Genomic DNA, 17875 nt, shown 5'->3' with positions numbered 1-17875 from the left:
TTCCGTTTCCATGATTCAAATAATTACATGTTTTTGGACAGGGATGTCCATGTAATATTTTTTCGGGCAGTGCTAGAATGAGTTCGAAAAGGGAAAAAATTTTTCCATCAATTATTTATAATTATATTTGAATTTTTATAAAAATCAAGAAAATAAAATTAAATTTTGCCGGGGCCTGAGGCATACGCCTCTTTTTAATCGAAATTCCATGATGGCAGCGATTATACTTTTATTGAATGAGTTCGTCCCGGCAGACGAAAGGAGGAACATTTATGAACTCGCGCGAACGCGTTTTGTGCGCAATCAATCACCGCGAGGCGGACCGTGTACCCATTGCATTCGGCGGCACGCACGACAGCATCCACAGGGAGGGGGAAAAAAAGCTTTTCAAATACTATCACATGGACGACGGCAAGATCGTCATCCAAGATCCTTTTCAGCAGATTGTCTATCCTGATAAGCGGCTTTTGGAGCGTTTTCAGTCGGATACGCTTCCCCTCTATTCCAAGGCTCCGTCCGGCTACAAGCTGGAAATCAGAGATGAAGGGGACTACCTCACCTATTACGACCAGTTCGGCACCAAAATGCGCTGTCCCAAGGATGGAGGCCTGTACTTCGATTTTGAAAAATGTGTCCTTGCGGATATGAGCTATGAAGAACTCGAAAAATGGCAGATGCCCGATCCGGCAGACCCGGCCCGGTTTGCCGGTCTGCGTGAGGAAGCGAAAAACCTCTATGAGACAACGGATAAGGCAATCGTTATCTACAGCCCGTGCTGGGGGATATTCGAGCAGATTTATGCTCTGCGCAGCATTGAGGTCATGTATCTCGACTTTGCAATGAACCTCTCTTCCATTGAAATGATGGCGCAGAAAGTGCTTGATTTCTACCTCGAATTCTGGCCCCGGTGCCTTGCTGAGGTGGGCGAATACGTACAGGTTGTACAGATTGGCGACGACCTTGGCAGCCAGAACGGGCCGCTTTTCAACCCGCAGATTTACCGCGATGTTTTTAAGCCGCGGCACCGCGCGCTGATCGACTGCATCAAAAAGCATACGGATGCCAAGGTTTACTATCACGGCTGCGGCTGTATGGTGGAATATATTCCCGACCTGATCGATGTGGGCGTGGATATCTTAAATCCCGTACAAGTACAGGCGGCAGGAATGGACAGCGCCATTTTAAAGCGGGAATACGGCAAAGACCTCACCTTCTGGGGCGGCGGTGCAAATCCCGTTGTGCTCTCGCAGGGGAGCGTAGAGGGCGTCGTCGAGGAAACCAAACGCAGGGTGCTTGATTTCAAGCCGGGCGGCGGCTTTGTCTTCGCCTCCATCCACAACCTGCAGGGAGATGTATCCGCCGAAAACGTGGAAGCATTCTTCGACACCTGCCTGAAATACGGCGTCTATTGAGTTTAGGGCAAAGCCCTGAAACTATATCCCAAAATATGAGGAGGAAAGTATGAAAAAAGTATTATTGGTAGTTTTAGCAGTTCTCCTGATGGCCACGGCCTTCGGATGCTCTTCGGCCCCAGCCGCAAGCGAGGCTCCGTCTGCCGGGGCTTCGGCCGCGGAAAGCAGTTCCGCCGAGCCTGCCGCGGATGGCGGGGCAAGCGCCGGCGCTTCTTCGGGCTGGAAAATCGCCATGGTGGTAAAGGACAATGTAAACGCATGGTTTGCCCGTACGGACGAGGGTGTCCAGAAGTTTGCGGAAGACACCGGTACGGATTCCTTCCAGGTCGGTCCTGAAGAAATCGATGCGGCCTTGCAGGTGCAGGTAGTGGAAGACCTGATTGCGCAGGATGTCGATGCGATCTGCATCTACCCTATTGATCCCACGACGCTCGAGCCCGTGCTGGCAAAAGCACGCGAAGCAGGCATTATGGTGTTCACGCAGGAGGCGACCACGCAGGAAAGCAAGGACTACGACCTCGAGCCGTTTGCGCCCGCGGAGTACGGCGCGACCCTGATGGATCAGCTTGCTTCTGAAATGGGCGAGGAAGGCACCTACTGCACGATGGTTTCCTATGTCACGAACGTGGCGCACAACCAGTGGGCCGACGCCGCAGTCGCGCGCCAAGAGGAAGCCTATCCCAACATGAAGTTGGTAGACGGCTCCGATGCACGGGTAGAATCCGAAGACAACCTCGAGCGGGCTTACGAAAAAGCAAAGGAAATGCTGAAAAAATATCCTGATTTGAAGGGCTTTATCGGAACATCCTCCAACGACGTTCCCGGCATTTGCCGTGCAATCGAAGAGCTCGGCCTTTCCGGCAAAGTATTTGTAACGGGCACAGGCCTTCCGAGCATGAACGAATCCTATCTTAAGAGCGGCACGCTTAAGCAGTGCTATCTGTGGGATCCGGCAAACTCCATCTATGCGCTGATGATGCTCGCCAAAAATGTCCTCGACGGGCAGACGGTTCAGAGTGGTATGGATCTCGGGGCGGACGGCTTTAACGAGCTGATCATTGACGAAACCGACCCAACCATCACCTACGGCAAAGGATATGTGGGAATCACCAAAGACAACCTGAACGATTTGGGCTTCTACTTCTAGGGACAATAGGAAAACATGTTCGGGGCAGGCGGATCGCCTGCCCCGAATGATTAAAGGAGGAAGTTTTATGGAACATTCAGGCGATATCATCCTGAAAGCGGAAAAGATCGTCAAGTCGTTCGGCGGGGTGCACGCTTTGAAGGGCGTGGACCTTGAGATCCGGCGCGGGGAAATCCACTGCCTCGCCGGGGAAAACGGCTGCGGAAAATCGACTCTCATCAAAATTATCTCAGGGGATTATGTGGCCGACAGCGGTTCCGTCACCCTGAACGGGACCCGCTATACCAAACTTACGCCCATTGAATCCATCGGCGAAGGCGTGCAGGTCATTTATCAGGATTTTGCCGTTTTTCCAAACCTTACAGTGATGGAAAACATTGCAGCGACGCAGACTTTGATGGAGCACAAAAAAACGGTCAACTGGAAACACTACCGCGAGATCGCACAGGAAGCGGTCTCAAAGATTGGCTTTTCAATCGATTTTGACGAACGGGTGGAAAACCTGTCCGTCGCAAACAAGCAGCTTGTCGCCATTTCGCGCGCGCTGCTGATGAGCGCCAAGCTGATCATTATGGACGAGCCAACCACAGCGCTGACGAAAAAGGAAGTCGCGGCACTGTTTAAAATCATAAAGAACCTGCAGGCAAGCGGAATCTCTATTTTGTTTGTCAGCCACAAGATGGATGAGGTTTATGAGATATGTGACCGGCTGACCGTTTTCCGGAATGGTGAAAACGTGATTACCACGGACATTAAGGAAGTAGACCAGAAGAAATTCGCTTACTATATGACGGGCCGTGAATTCAAGCAGGAACAGTACACCTGCGCGCATCCCGGCGAAACGGTGCTGGAGGTGCAAGACCTCGGGCTCCCCGGCGCGTACGAAGATATCTCCTTTTGTGTACGCAAGGGCGATATCTACGGCATCACTGGGCTCCTCGGCTCCGGCCGTACCGAGCTTGCGCTTTCCCTTTTCGGCATGCTGCGCGCAAAAACGGGCCGTATCCTGATTGGCGGGAAGCAGGCGCGCATTCACTCCGTCGCGGACGCACAGAAATACGGCATTGGCTATGTGCCCGAAGACCGGGCGACCGAAGCGCTGTTCCTCCCGCAAAGTATTGAAAACAATATGATCGTCTCCGTCCTCGACAGTTACACGGATAAAAACGGCGTATACCACGCGGGCGCGCTGCGCAGGCTGGCGGAGGAGTGGCGGGAAAGCCTGCACATCAAGATCCGCAGGCTTTCCGACCCGGTTTCCTCCCTTTCGGGCGGCAACCAGCAAAAGGTGGTACTTGCCAAGTGGCTCGCTTCCGACCTGAGGGTGCTGATCCTGAACGGGCCGACTGTGGGCGTTGATATTGGCTCCAAATATGATATCCACCAGATCCTGCGCGACCTTGCAGCACAGGGGATCGCAATCATCATGATTTCCGACGACCTCTCCGAACTTCTCCCGAACTGCAACCGCATGATGATTATGCGCGGGGGCCGAACCGTATGTGAAATGGATACGTCAAGCACTACGGAACGCGAGGTTGCAAATATTATCAGTGACACTGCCGCCCGCTGTTGAAAGGAGTTCATGCTATGAATGAATTAAGTAAAAGAAAATGGAACAGGCTGCTTTCGCACAACGAGTTCTACATCGCAATTATCATCGTGGCGATCTGCCTGCTGATTGAAGTCCGCAGCGGACAGTTTTTTACGCCGAACAACCTGGTAGATATTGTGCGTTCGGGCATCGTGCCGTGTATCTTCGGCATCGGGGTGCTCGTCGTGATGTTGTCCGGCGGGATTGACCTTTCGTTTGTGCCGATTGCGGCGCTGGCCATGTACATCACAAACTCTGTGATGCTGGATACCGGTTTTTCGGGGAGTATCGTCGTTCCCTTTCTGCTGGCCGGGGGGATCGGCATTGCCTGCGGCGCGCTGAACGCCGTCGTCATTTCCAAATTCAACCTGCCCACCATGATCGTCACACTGGGTACTTCCAGCATCTTCACCGGCCTTTTGCGCGGTGTATTCGAAGCCAAGGAAAAAACGGCCTCCCCCATCCTGATGGAACTTGGAAGCAGCAAGCTGTTTACCGCCCAGAACGCGGACTCCGGCCTTACGAGCGATATGCCGAGCACGCTCTTTATTTTGCTCGGCGTGGTCGTGGTTACGTTTATTCTCCTGCGCTATACGACGCTCGGCCGCGGTATTTACGCGGTAGGCGGCGATCCCGGGGCAGCGCGGCGCGCGGGCTTTCGGGTGACGCGGATTCAATTTTTCGTCTATTGCTACGTGGGGCTTCTCGCGGGAATCGCGGGGGTTACGCGCACAGGCATGTCGCAGGCGGCTCATTTTACCAGCCTGCTGGGAACAGAGCTCACCATCATTGCGGCAACGGTCCTCGGCGGGGCGCGCATCACGGGCGGCGTTGGGACGATCACAGGTACGGTCCTCGGGGCCTTCCTGATGACGATTGTGTCCAACAGTCTGGTGCTGATCGGCGTGCCGACCTATTGGCAGCAATTTTTTACGGGAGCGCTCATCGTGATCGGTACGGGCATTTCCGTGTATCAGGCAAGCAAAAAATACCGGGGTTCCCTGAGCCTCGATGAACGTGCCAAGGAGGAATTGGGATGAAAACACAAGCTGCATTCTCTAACAGGTTCCAGAGCTTCTCGGAACGCAACAGCAATCTTTTAAGACTGCTCGCCGTATTTGTGATCGTATTTGCATTTTTCGCAATCACCAAACAGGGTGCTTTTTTGAAGCCGGAAACCTTTGCTTCCATGGCCGTCCAGCTTCCGGAATATTCTATTCTGGCACTGGGCGTGGCCTTAACGCTTATTTCGGGCGGCATCGACCTTTCCGTGGTGGGCATCGCAAACCTCGCGGGCATCCTGATGGCGCTGTTTCTTTCTACCGCGGCCACAGATGCCGCGCCGGACGCCGTACCTTTATACATCGCGGGAGCGGCTGCCATCGGTTTTCTTGTTGGGCTCAGCTGCGGCGCGTTTAACGGCTTGCTCGTTTCCCGGTTCCGCATCCCGCCTATTTTGGCGACCATGGGCACCATGCAAATTTTTACCGGCCTTGCTATCGTGATCACGGAAGGGAAATCCGTAAGCGGACTTGTCCCCGCGTACGAACATGGCATCAACAGCGCTCTTTTCGGCTGGCTTCCCGTTCCTCTGCTGATGTTTATCGCGTGCGCGGCCTGGGTCAGCTTTGTCCTCAACAAAACAAACTACGGGCAAAAGCTTTACATGCTCGGCACCAATGAAAAGGCCGCCGCCTTCTCGGGCATCCATACCAATACGGTTTTGATGAAGACATATATTTATTCCGGGCTGCTTGCCATCGTCGCTTCCCTTATTATGATGGGGCGCAACGCCTCGGCAAAGGCCGATACCGGCTCTTCCTATACCCTGCAGTGCGTACTCATCTGCGTGCTTGGCGGCGTAAAAACGGAGGGCGGGTTCGGTAAGGTAAGCGGCATCGTCGTGGCGGTGCTGATTTTGCAGACCATCTCGACCGGGCTCAACCTGTTCCGCGAAATCAACAACTTCTACCGCGGATTGATCTGGGGCGCGGTTCTGGTCGCCGTACTGATTGCCAACTGCATCATTGAGCAAAAGGAACAGGCAAAGCTGATGAAAAAATTGAGCATGGAAGAAGCCGCCGAGGCTTAAAGTAAAGGAGGATCCTGTTATGGCTATGACACACAGAGAACGTGTAGAGCGCGCCCTTTCATTCCGGGAAGGAGACCGGCCGCCGATCGCCCTTTTCGGCACGGCGAACCGCATTACCAACCCACTCTATTTCGAACTGCTGAAACTTCTGGATCTGACCGGAACAGGAATAAAAGATCGTCCCGGCAAGACGGCGGAATACACTGACCACCGGATCGCCGACCTGTTCGGTGTGGATTTCCGGCACGTGATTGCCCGCTATCCCGAAAAAAAAGAGAAAAATCTGCGGCAGGAGGCCGTGGACGCGGAGTTCTTCGACGAATGGGGCTGCGGCTATAAGCTCGTCGGCCCTTACCCTACGATGGTATACCATCCGCTCGCCGAAGCGTCCCGGGATGCCATCGACAGCTATCCCTTTCCAAACCCCGCCGCACCGGAACGTATCCTTGGACTTGCGGAAGAGGCGCGGCACTGGTATGAGGACACGGACTATTATGTCACCGCCATGTCGCCCATTTCCGGGCTGGCGATGGATTTCTGCTTTTACCTGCGCGGGCAGGAACAGTTTTTATGCGATATGTACCTCGATGAAACGTTTGCCCACCATCTGCTCGACAAGGTGTCCGACGTGATTGCGGAATTATACGCCTTCTATATCGCGCCGATCGCGCCGTATATCGGGTGGGTGGAATTCGAGAGTGATTATGGTTTGCAGGACAGCCTCCTGCTGCCCGTAGAAAAATACCGTGAATTCATTAAGGAACCAAATGAAAAGGTGTTTCGCGCAGTCAAACGGGTTGCACCGGACGTAAAGCTTTTCCTGCATTCGTGCGGCGCCGTGCGGGAGCTGATCCCCGAATTTATCGCGGGCGGGATCGATATCCTCCAGTCCCTTCAGCCGCGGGCGGCGGGAATGGATTCCCTTTCCCTGAAAAAGGAGTTTGGCAGCGAGCTTGTGTTCCACGGCGGGCTTGACCTGCAGGGCGGCATGAACGGCACACGGGAGGAAGCAATTGACGAAGCCCTGCGCCGGCTCGATGCGTTTTCACCTGGCGGCGGATATATCTTCGGGCCATCCAACCACCTTCAGCCCGATACGCCGGCGGAAAACCTGGTTGCCGTTTATGAGACGGCGCAGCGCTATACCACTGGTGGGCGGGGGTAACCTTATGAAAAAATATTTGTTCGGCGCGGATCTCGGCACGGGTGGAGTGAAGGCCGTACTGCTCGATCCCGAAACAGGGGAAACCGTGGGCAGCGACCTGTTTGAATATGAAATGAAGCATCCGCACCCCCTTTGGGCGGAACAGGACCCGGAAGACTGGTGGGCAATGTTTTGTGCGGCAAGCAGGCAGGTGCTCGCGCGGGCGGGAGAATGCGAAATCATCGCCGCGGCGCTGAGCTCGCAGGGATGCGCCACGGTATGCGTAGGCGCGGACGGCCGGGCGATCGGCAACGCCTTTACCTGGATGGACGGCCGCACCGGCGAGGAGGCCGCATGGCTCCGGGACCATTTTGCGGAGGAGATCGCACAGGTGAACGCCAACGAAATTTCCACCTTGCTTTCCACGCCGAATTTCCTGTGGCTGAAAAAACACGATAAACCGCGTTTCGACCGGTCCTCCGGTTTTTGCGGCGTCATGTCCTATGTGGGCCTGCGCCTCACCGGGCGCTTTGCCGTTCCGCCGTCCGAGGCGACCTTTTGTCATTTATACGACTATAAGACGCACCAATATTCGCATAAATTGTGTTCTCTGCTCGAAATTCCCTATGAAAAGCTGCCTGAGGCGGTTTCCTCCACAAGCCTTATGGGACACGTCACCGCGCAGGCCGCGCGGGAATGCGGACTTCCCGCAGACACGCCCGTAGCCGGCGGCTCGCACGATAATACGGCCGCAGCGCTCGGCATGGGGGTTTACCAGCCCGGACAAGTGTTCTTTTCCATGGGAACCGCCGGGAATATGGGCGTTATCATGGATCGTCCGCGCGAAGACGGCTGCCTGCTCACGCAGGCCTGCCTCTTTCCCGGCACTTGGCTGATGCTCGCCACCATGGGCAACAACGGCGCGTGCCTCAAGTGGCTGCGGGAAAACGTGCTTACCGATGCGTCCGGGACTAAACTCTGCTACGGTACGCTGAACGCATACGCGCAGGCCTCCCCTGCGGGAAGCCGCGGCGTGCTATTCCTGCCTTACCTCGCGGGAGAGCTTTCCCCCCTTTGGGACGAAAAGGCGCGCGCCTGTTTTATTGGCATGACATCCCGTACCACGAAGGAAGACCTCGCGCGCGCGGTCATGGAAGGCGTTTGCTTCGCGGTGCGCCACAACCTGACAATGTATGAACGGGCGGGCTGCGCCGTAGAGGGCCTGCGCGTGGCCGGCGGCCCCACGGAAAGCGCCGTATGGATGCAGACACTTGCGGACGTGACGGGCCGGGAGGTTTCCGTCCCGGACGTAACCAACGCGGGTCCGGTCGGCGACGCGGTCCTCGCGGGCGCGGCGGCGGGCTGTTATCCGGATGTTTCCGGTGTTTTGGAGCGCGCGGTACGGACGCGCGCGCAGTATACGCCGAACGCGCAAAACCGGGAAGTATACGACAGGCTTTTTGCGCTCTATCTCGGTCTTTATCCCAAGCTGAAAAACGAATTTTCGGCTTTATCCTCTTTTTAGAAAGGAGTTACGATGCAAAAGGATTACCAGGAAATTTATACGCAGGTGCTGACGGACGAGCGAAATATTGTGGACAGCCTTTTAACGACGCTCGATTATGCGGTGATGGACCAAATTGTAGATTTGCTTTTGACGCTGAAGGCAAGGGGGAAAAAGGTCGTTACCGCCGGATGTGGAACTTCCGGTGTTGCGGCCCAAAAAATTGCGCATACCTTAAGCGTAATTGAGGTTCCCTCCCTCTTCCTCTCCCCTGCCAATTCGATTCACGGCGGGATGGGCGTGATCCAGCAGGGGGATGTTGTCGTTTTGCTTGCCAAAGGCGGAACAACGCAGGAAATCCTGAATTACCTGCCCGCCTGCAAAAAGAAGGGCGCAACCGTCATCGGCGTAACGGAAAACGAAAATTCCCCCCTTGGCAGGGGCTGCGATATCCTGCTCAAGGTTTCCGTGGAAAAAGAACCCTGTCCGTGGGGGCTGATTGCCTCGGGCAGTATTGTGGCGGCAATTGCCGCATGGGACGCGATCGCTTTTGCGGTAATGCAGCATAACGGATTTACCAAAAAAGATTTTTTCCTTACGCATCCCGGCGGCTCGGTCGGTGAAAAGCTGCGCAGAGAGCGGCTGTGAACCCGGGCCTATTTTAAATCAGGAGGTATTATGGAACAGAAACGATATGCTTTGGGCGTAGATTTTGGCACCTTGTCCGCGCGGTGTGTGCTGGTGGAGATGCATACAGGCGAAATTGCCGCATCCTCCTCCTGCGAGTATCCGCATGGCGTGATGGATACGGCCCTGCCCTGCGGCAGACCGCTCCCGGCAGACTGGGCGCTTCAGCATCCGCAGGACTATATCGACACGCTTGCCGCTGCCGTACCGGAGGTCCTCCGCAGTGCAGGCGCTTCGGGCACGCAAATTTGCGGGGTCGGGATCGATTTCACATCCTGCACGGTCCTCCCCGTTACGGCGGAAGGCACGCCTTTGTGTTTTTTACCCGAATACGCAAGCGAACCGCACGCCTATGTAAAGCTCTGGAAGCATCACGCGGCGCAAAAAGAAGCCACACGCCTCAATCAAATCGCGCAGGAACGCGGAGAAAAATTCCTCGAAAATTACGGCAGAAAAATTTCTTCCGAATGGGTTGTCCCTAAGGCATGGCAAATCCTGAACGAAGCGCCAAAACTGTATGAAAAAATGGCGTACTTTGTGGAAGCGGGCGACTGGATCGTTGCGCAACTTACGGGCAGGCTGTGGCGTAACGCCTGCGCGGCAGGCTATAAAGCGATCTGGAGCAAAACGGACGGCTTTCCATCCCGCAGCTTTTTTGCCGCACTCGATCCACGGATGGAGGATTTCGCCGAAACAAAACTTAATACCCCTATCTTGCCGCTCGGCGGCAGGGCGGGCGGCATTACCGCCCGTATGGCAAAACTGACCGGCCTTGCACAGGGCACACCCGTTGCGGCGGCCAACCTCGACGCGCATGTTTCCTGCCTGGGCGCGGGCCTCACCCGTCCGGGCCAGATGCTTGCGATCATGGGCACATCAACCTGCCATCTCGTGAATTCTTCCCGGCCTCGGCCCATACCCGGCGTATGTGGAATCGTGCCGGACGGCCTCATTCCCGGGCTTATCGGCTATGAAGCCGGCCAAAGCTGCGTGGGCGATCATTTCAGCTGGTTCGTGAAAAACTGTGTGCCAGCGGCCTATGAAAGGCGCGCGCAGGAGGAAGGAACCGGTATTTACGAATATCTCACCCGTCTCGCGGAAAAAAAGGTTCCCGGGGAAAGTGGGCTTATCGCACTCGACTGGTGGAACGGAAACCGTTCCGTCCTTGTGGACGGCGACCTCTCCGGGCTGCTTCTCGGCTGCACCCTCGGGACAAAGCCGGAAGATATTTTCCGTGCCCTTATGGAGGCCACGGCCTATGGAACCCGGATGATCCTCGAGTCCTTTGCGGCGGCGGGAATCCCCGTGGACGAATTTTATGCCGCAGGCGGGATCGCACAGAAAAACCCTTTTATGATGCAGCTTTACGCCAATATCACAGGGCGGGAAATTCGTGTGGTGGAATCCGCCCAGCTCCCCGCATTTTCCGCAGCGCTCTACGGTGCCCTCGCAGCGGGCAGGGACGGCGGCGGCTGTGCCGGGATTGGAGATGCAGCGCAGCTTGCCTGCCGGCGTTATGCCATTTATACGCCGGATCCCGGCGCGGCCGCGGCATATGACGTCCTGTATCAGGAATATGTAACGCTCCACAACTATTTTGGCCGGGGCGCAAACGATGTGATGAAACGGCTTAAGGCTATGCGCCGGAAAGGAGCATGCTACCATGAATATGAATGAACTGATCCGGCAGGTGACGGAAGCAAACCGGATGCTGCCGCAGGAGCGCCTCGCCATCCTCACTTGGGGGAATGTTTCCGGGATTTCGGAAGACCGTACCTGTGTGGCGGTCAAATCGAGCGGCGTTGACTATGCCTCCATGACAGAGCGGGATATAACGCTTACGGATCTTGACGGGACTGTGCTTTCCGGAGGCGCGCCGTCTACGGACCTGCCCACGCACCTTGCCCTCTATCGGGCGTTTCCGTCCGTCGGCGCCGTCGTCCACATCCACTCCACCTACGCGACCATGTGGGCACAGGCGGGAAAAGCGATTCCGTGCCTTGGAACAACGCACGCGGACTACTTCTACGGAGAAATTCCCTGTACACGGGAGCTGACTGCTGAGGAAATCGGCACACCCGCAGACCGCCATTATGAAAAAAACACAGGAAAGGTGATTGTTGAAGCGTTTTCCGGCCGCGATCCATCGAAGGTTCCTGCCGTGCTGGTAAAAAGTCATGGTCCCTTCACATGGGGGCCTGACCCGGCAACGGCGGTTAAAACTGCCCTGGTGCTCGAATATATAGCGAAAATGGCATACCTGAATAAAACGCTTGACCAAAGCGCTCCGAATGGAATCAGTCCGGCGCTTCTTGATAAACACTATTGCCGAAAATTTGGCGAAAACGCTTATTACGGGCAAAAAAAGAGCGGCAACACCGCACGTTGAAGTATTTCCTTACGGAAGGAGCCGGAAATTCCCGGCTCTTTTTCTGCTTTATTCAACTATGGCAGCATGATGGCCTGCCGCCTCTCCACGTTGCTCAGTAGCCAGAATGGCCGATATAATCCTCCACGTTTTCCTTCGTGATCACCGGGCACTCGAGCTCAATATAGTCCGGAATTTCCTCCCCCTCCATCACCTTCACGCCCGCAAAGATGCCGGCAGGCATGGGGATGGGATAGGCCACCACCGCATCAATGTCTCCCGCCTGCACCGCGCCGAGCGCGGATTCCTGCGCATCGATGCTTACGATAGGGATATCCCTTCCCGCCGCTTTTAAGGCTTGAATGATTCCCATCGTCATAACGTCCGACTGGCTGAAGATTGCATCGATATCGCCGTCATCCGGGAAGCGCTGCAAAAGGTCTTCCATCTCCCCGAGGCCGCGTGTCTGCAAAAAATCCGCGTACGGCGCGGCAATTACCTCGATCTGCGAACCCGCGATGCCCTGCGCAAAGCCAATGTGCCTGTCGTTGGTGTTGGAGGCCGCCGGGGCGCCCTGTATCTCTACGACCTTTCCTTTGCCTCCAAGGAGCTCCACCATCGCTTCTCCCGCCTTTTGGCCAATCTTCACGTCGTCTGCCTTGACCACAGACTCGTAATCTGCGGGCACGTAACGGTCTACGCATACCACAGGGATTCCCGCTGCCTTCAGCCGTTCAAAAGCAGGCACCATCGCTTCTTTCTCCACCGGATCGATCACCAGCACGTCGATGCCCCGTGCAATATAGTCGTCGATCAGCGCGCTTTGCGTAACCGGATCCCCGTCGCCGTTGCCGATCACATAATTCATATTGGGGAAATATGTTTCCAACGTCTCCTCCGCCATAACCTTCGTGCCCCCTCCGTATGGAAAGCGCATAGACGAAACGATTACACCTACAGTACCGGTATATTCGTTGAGCGCTTTTTCCGGTACGAGCGTCTCTGCGGCGGTTTCACTGCAATAAATGCCGAAATCAATGGGTTCTCCATCCACAGTGTAAAGTACGGTCTCTCCCTCGCCCTCAGGGTTTTCCGCGGGTAATTGTGTCATGTGTACGCAGGATACCAGAAGCAGCGCTGCCACGGTAAGCATCACAGTCACGGTTCGTTTCATAATCCCCTCCACGCTTCCTTGATACGCCCCTTGAGCCCCTTGGTGGAAAGCAAAATCGCAAGGACAATGATGACGCCCTTAACGATCTGCTGTATGTATGTAGGCACTCCCGTCAGGTTCAACAGGTTGGCGACCGCCGTCATCAGCAGTATGCCCACTACCGTACCAACCACGCTGCCCTTCCCCCCCGAAAGGCTGGTGCCGCCGATTACGATGGCGGCAATGCTGTCGAGCGCCGCCGTACTGCCCGCCACCGGATGACCCACATACAGCCGGCACGCCGTCACGATACCCGCGAGCGCCGCGCATATGCTGCACACGATATAGGTGACCATAATGATCCGCGTAGTGCGCACACCCGCAAGGCGCGCACCTTCAAAGCTGCTGCCTACACTATATACATACCGCCCGAAGGGCACGTAGCGCAGCACCACAACCGAAAGCACGGCCAATGCGGCGAAGAGTACGAACGGACCGGGCACCGGCCCCACATTTCCATTTCCGAAAAAGTCTATCACCGGGCTTGTCACAGTGGTAAACTCTACGGGGATCCCGTCGCACAAGAGCAACGCAAGTCCCCCAGTGACCGAAGAGGTTGCAAGCGTCATGATAAACGGCTGGATGCCTAAAAAGATGGTACCGAATCCGTTGATAATCCCTGCGATTGCACCAAGGAGCAGGGCGCACAGCACTGCGATCCACAGCTCGAAGCCGAATTTCGTGAGGATGGAAAAGGCGATCCCCGCCACTGCAAGCACGCCGCCCACCGAAAGGTCGATCCCGCCGGTGATGATGACGAACATCATACCAATGGCAATAATGCCCGTGGTGGAAGCCTGCCGGGCAACGTTCGTAATGTTCTGTACGCTGAAAAACTGCGGTGCGAAGAAGGCAATCAACAGCAATACGATGACGAGGAGCGCGATCATCGCGGCGTTGTCCCGCAAAAATCCCGCTATATTTTTTTGCATTTCCGTTCCCCGGTTGGTCATTGCGCTGCGCCTGTTCATGATATGGCTACCCCTTTTACGCTCCTTTTTTGCTATTGTAGCAAATAACCTTCCGTAAAAAAACTAACATTCTTGCGGAATTTCTCCCGCAAAAAACAGCCGCTTAAGAAAGCGGCTGTTTTTGAGGAAAAAAGTAATCCCGGTACTTACGGTTTATAGCTGAACCGCGGAAAGTTCGTCAGCGGTTCCATACCGTCTTTGTGCACGACGATCGGGTCTTCCGTGCGTACGCCCGTCAGGTTCTCGTCGATAGCTGACAGTTCATATGCGAATGTCTGTCCCTCCACAAGCACGTCGTCTGAATCCGGCCCGATGATCGGCATGGATTCTTCGGGATCCATACCCGTTCCGTGCGGCCCCAGGCGTCCTTCGCTCGGGGACACTATGAATTGCGTGATGCCTTCCTTATCCGCTGCCGCACGGATGACAGCATCTGCCTCACGGCCCGTCATGCCTGCGCAGATCTGTTCGAGCCCCGTTTCAAACACACGGTTCAGCTTTTCAAGCAGTTCGACTTTTTCCTTTTGCACGTCGCCGAACACATACGTCCTTGCGGAGTCGGAGCAGTAATCGTTGATTCGGCAGCCGTGGTCCATCATCACGATATTGCCGCGTGTGATCTTTGTGTCTGTAGGGCGTTTGAAGAGGGACAGAAGGTTGTCGCCCGTCTGTACCATGATGTCAAAAGCAATGCTGTGCGCGCCGGACGCGAACATTGCCGCATAGACCAAACTTTGCGCCTCTTTTTCGGTGATGCCGTCTTCCATTACATCATAAAGCATCTGCGCGCCGATATCCGCTACGCGTCCCGCCCTGCGCATGGTGCGCAGCTCTTTTTCCGTTTTGATGGATTTGTAATATTCGATCATCTGGCTCTGTTTAATGTCTGCATCCGGGATGCCTTTTCTGATTTCGTCCCAGATTTCAAGATCGCAGTAGGTATAGCCGCACAGCGCAACCTTCTTGAGCGGCTTTTTGGCATTGTAGTCCGCAAGGAAGCGGCTCAGTTCGCCGCGTATCTCGCGGATGTCGTCTCCCATGTACTTCATTGCGGATTCCTCGTGCGCGGAGCGGATTTGGCTGTCGGGCAGGAAGAACACCGGGTCTGCCCCGGGGGCCAGGAATACAATCTCCGGCTGCGGATATACGCCGTCGATGGTACGGTAGTTGACCAGCCAGCGGATGTTGCTCATGCGGTAGCAGTCGCCGAACACGAGCATCGCATCCCAGCCTTCTTCTTCTATTTTTCCTTTCACCATTTCGACGCGCGCTTTATATTCCGCGCCCGTGATCGTCTCGCCAAACCCATCCCAAATACTTTCATTGATGAGCTGCTCGAACTTCGCAGGTAACATGTCTCTCGTTTTCTTTGCAATCATTTGTTTTGCCTCCTTTAGATTTTTTATGATTGTTTGCTGTAAAAATTTTTTAGCAGGACTCATTTGTTTCGTCTTGACTCGTGCACATGCAGAGTCCTTGGTTTTTGAGTGCGTCCGGGTGCGCAGACGGCGCGCCCGGACGCATCCTCCACTCATCGTTTACTTATAGTTTTCCGTCGTTGCAAGCGCCCAGTCCACATATGCTTCGGGAACATCGACGTTTTCACTGTCCACAAGGATGGTAGGCACGTTGATGACCTTATCAATGCTATAGCCGAGGAGTTCGTGCATAAAGATCGCCTTGATTGCCTCGCGGCCCTGGTCCACGCTGCCTACGTCTACCGTAGCGGTGAGCCCACCGCTCCTGATCTGTTCAAAGCCTGATTTCAGGCCGTCCGCGCCGACCACAATGATGCCTTCATTTCCATCCCACATTTTGAGGCCCATTGCCTGCACTGCCTGTACCGCGCCCTGCGCCATTTCCTCATTTTCGCCATAGATAAAGTCCACATCCGGGTTTGCCTGCAGGAGGTTTTCCGCTGCCGCCATGCCCGCATCGCGCACATATTCGCCGCGCTGCTCGCCTACAATCGTGAGGCCCGGATATTCGGATACCGCCTCCATGAAACCCTCGCGGCGCGAGGTCGTCCAGTGGCCGTCATTGCCGGAGATAAAGAGGATTTTACCTTCGCCGCCGAGCTTTTCAGCCGCGTATTGGCCTACGAGATAGCCGGACTGGCGCGCGTTGTCGTAGCTGATGACAGAGGTCGCCTTGATGCTGTCCACATCCCATAGTTCCGCGGGCATGTTGAACAGATACACAGCCGTGCCTGCCGCCGTTGCTTTTTCGTAAACGGCGTTCATCGAGTCGAAGTCGCCCGCCGTGCACACCAGTACCGCGTCGAATTCTTTCGTCGCCCAGTTTTCGATGGTCGAAACCTGCGATTCCACTGCGTCGTGCTCGCTCGGCGCCACGAACTCGAATTCAAAGTTCACGCCAAAGCGGTCGTGCAGTTCGTTCATCATGGTATAGGCCCCGTGCATGATGATATCATAGAACTCGGATGCAGCCGGTGGAGTAAAGCCAATCTTGAAGGTCTTGCCTTCCACCTTGGCACGCACCGCTGCTTCCCATGCCGGATCTCCCCATTGCCATGTGCCTTCTGCTGCGGAGGCGGCCGCCGTTCCCGTATCGGCTGTGCCGCCGTCCGGCGCTGCGGCCGGCGTCTGCACCGGGCTGTCCACGTTTCCGCAGCCCACAAGCGCCACACTCAGTATCATGAGTACCGCAAGGGCAAATCCTACCACTTTAAAATGCCTTTTTTTCATGTTTTTCTATTCCTCCTGTTATTTTATGTGCATACGCCGTATGCAAAAACTATTCTTTCTTATTGCGGTGGCTCAGGAATTCTACCGCCACCACGATCAGTATGATGATGCCCTTTACAATCGTTTCCCAGTCCGGATCCACGTTCAGTAGGTTGAGCGCATTGCTGATAAGATAAATGATAAACGCGCCCAGCACCGTGCCGACAAGCGTTCCCTTTCCGCCCGAAAGGCTTGTGCCGCCAATGATCGCCGCTGCGATTGCGTCGAGTTCATAGCCCTTGCCCATCTCGGGATGTACTGTTTCGAGACGGGACGCGAGCGTGATCCCCGCGATGGCTGCCATCAGGCCGGACAGCGCGTAGACCTTGATTAAAAGCTTATCCGTATTGATGCCCGACACCCTTGCCGATTCCTCGTTGCTTCCATATGCCGTCACATGCCGCCCGAACGCCGTACACCGGTATACGAATTGCAGAATCACGAAGGCCACGATGGCAATCACGATGGGGAACTGCAGCCCAAAAATATCCCCCTGCCCAATGAAGCGGAAGCCACCCACCATATAATTGCGGAAGGGGATAGAGTTCGTCCACACATACATCACCCCGCGTCCGATGCTCATAGTGGCAAGCGTGGCAATAAAGGGCGTGATGCGCAGTTTGGTGATCATCAGGCCATTGCCCGCGCCTACCAACAGACCCACGAGGACACCCGCGATGACCGCCGGAACGATATTGACATTCATGGAAAGCAGCCAGCCCGACATGCCGCCCGAAAGGGCAAGCATCACACCCACCGAAAGATCGATGCCGCCGGTAGTGAGTACAAACGTCATACCAAAGCCAAGAAGCATGATGAATACAGACTGGCGGAACACATTGGTAAGGTTCGACACCGAAAGGAAGCTATCCGACAGGAAGGACATCACGACCATCATGGCGATGACGAAAATCAGCAGGCCGAGAAGCTGCCGGTCTATTTTCTTTTTTGCCTTTACTGCAAGCGGTGCAGTCATTTCATTGTTTTTCATATGTC

At 55.3% G+C, this 17875-nt stretch carries 15 protein-coding genes; 10 read left to right on the top strand and 5 right to left on the bottom strand.

Translation table 11 applies throughout. From position 1 onward, the window contains the following. The first annotated feature begins 272 nt into the window (after positions 1-272). From H8S18_RS08925 to araD, 10 genes are all read left to right on the top strand, one after another. Entirely contained in the window at positions 273-1412 is a 1140-nt protein-coding gene (locus H8S18_RS08925; RefSeq protein ID WP_186857961.1) for a uroporphyrinogen decarboxylase family protein, read from the top strand. 49 nt (positions 1413-1461) lie between these two features. Beyond that, on the top strand, positions 1462-2559 hold the full coding sequence (locus H8S18_RS08920) for an autoinducer 2 ABC transporter substrate-binding protein (RefSeq protein WP_186857960.1): 1098 nt from the start codon (positions 1462-1464) through the stop codon (positions 2557-2559). A 67-nt stretch (positions 2560-2626) separates the two neighbouring features. Next, positions 2627-4135 carry a sugar ABC transporter ATP-binding protein gene (locus H8S18_RS08915; protein ID WP_186857959.1) on the top strand — a complete coding sequence of 503 codons (1509 nt, stop codon included), beginning with the start codon at positions 2627-2629 and terminating at the stop codon, positions 4133-4135. 14 nt (positions 4136-4149) lie between these two features. Then, a complete protein-coding gene (locus tag H8S18_RS08910) occupies positions 4150-5193 on the top strand; it encodes an ABC transporter permease (protein WP_186857958.1) in 1044 nt (347 codons plus the stop codon). Next, a complete protein-coding gene (locus H8S18_RS08905; RefSeq protein ID WP_186857957.1) occupies positions 5190-6245 on the top strand; it encodes an ABC transporter permease in 1056 nt (351 codons plus the stop codon). The genes H8S18_RS08910 and H8S18_RS08905 overlap by 4 nt, the downstream gene beginning before the upstream one ends. Positions 6246-6264: 19 nt before the next feature. Then, entirely contained in the window at positions 6265-7410 is a 1146-nt protein-coding gene (locus H8S18_RS08900; RefSeq protein ID WP_186857956.1) for a uroporphyrinogen decarboxylase family protein, read from the top strand. A gap of 4 nt (positions 7411-7414) precedes the next feature. Next, positions 7415-8914 carry a xylulokinase gene (locus tag H8S18_RS08895; RefSeq protein WP_186857955.1) on the top strand — a complete coding sequence of 500 codons (1500 nt, stop codon included), beginning with the start codon at positions 7415-7417 and terminating at the stop codon, positions 8912-8914. 12 nt (positions 8915-8926) lie between these two features. Continuing rightward, positions 8927-9541, top strand: a complete 615-nt coding sequence (locus H8S18_RS08890; protein WP_186857954.1) for a KpsF/GutQ family sugar-phosphate isomerase — start codon at positions 8927-8929, stop codon at positions 9539-9541. A gap of 30 nt (positions 9542-9571) precedes the next feature. Beyond that, positions 9572-11257: a ribulokinase gene (locus tag H8S18_RS08885; RefSeq protein WP_186857953.1), complete on the top strand. Its 1686-nt coding sequence runs from the start codon at positions 9572-9574 to the stop codon at positions 11255-11257. Continuing rightward, a complete protein-coding gene (araD, locus tag H8S18_RS08880) occupies positions 11244-11969 on the top strand; it encodes an L-ribulose-5-phosphate 4-epimerase AraD (RefSeq protein ID WP_330598756.1) in 726 nt (241 codons plus the stop codon). Before H8S18_RS08885 ends, araD begins: the two co-directional genes overlap by 14 nt. Positions 11970-12063: 94 nt before the next feature. Here araD and H8S18_RS08875 read toward each other — a convergent pair whose 3' ends face one another. From H8S18_RS08875 to H8S18_RS08855, 5 genes are all read right to left on the bottom strand, one after another. Continuing rightward, positions 12064-13122, bottom strand: a complete 1059-nt coding sequence (locus H8S18_RS08875) for a substrate-binding domain-containing protein (protein WP_186857952.1) — start codon at positions 13120-13122, stop codon at positions 12064-12066. Further along, a complete protein-coding gene (locus H8S18_RS08870; RefSeq protein ID WP_186857951.1) occupies positions 13119-14132 on the bottom strand; it encodes an ABC transporter permease in 1014 nt (337 codons plus the stop codon). Before H8S18_RS08870 ends, H8S18_RS08875 begins: the two co-directional genes overlap by 4 nt. Before the next feature lie 146 nt (positions 14133-14278). Next, complete coding sequence (locus tag H8S18_RS08865; RefSeq protein ID WP_186857950.1) at positions 14279-15511, bottom strand: M24 family metallopeptidase; 1233 nt, start codon at positions 15509-15511, stop codon at positions 14279-14281. A gap of 159 nt (positions 15512-15670) precedes the next feature. Beyond that, on the bottom strand, positions 15671-16840 hold the full coding sequence (locus tag H8S18_RS08860; RefSeq protein ID WP_186857949.1) for a sugar ABC transporter substrate-binding protein: 1170 nt from the start codon (positions 16838-16840) through the stop codon (positions 15671-15673). Between the two features lie 49 nt (positions 16841-16889). Next, a complete protein-coding gene (locus H8S18_RS08855) occupies positions 16890-17870 on the bottom strand; it encodes an ABC transporter permease (protein WP_243165112.1) in 981 nt (326 codons plus the stop codon). Positions 17871-17875: the final 5 nt, after the last annotated feature.

Source organism: Christensenella tenuis (assembly GCF_014287795.1).
GTDB lineage: Bacteria > Bacillota > Clostridia > Christensenellales > Christensenellaceae > Christensenella > Christensenella tenuis.
The sequence above is the reverse complement of the archived record's forward strand: the minus strand, read 5'-3'. Positions and strand labels throughout refer to the sequence as shown.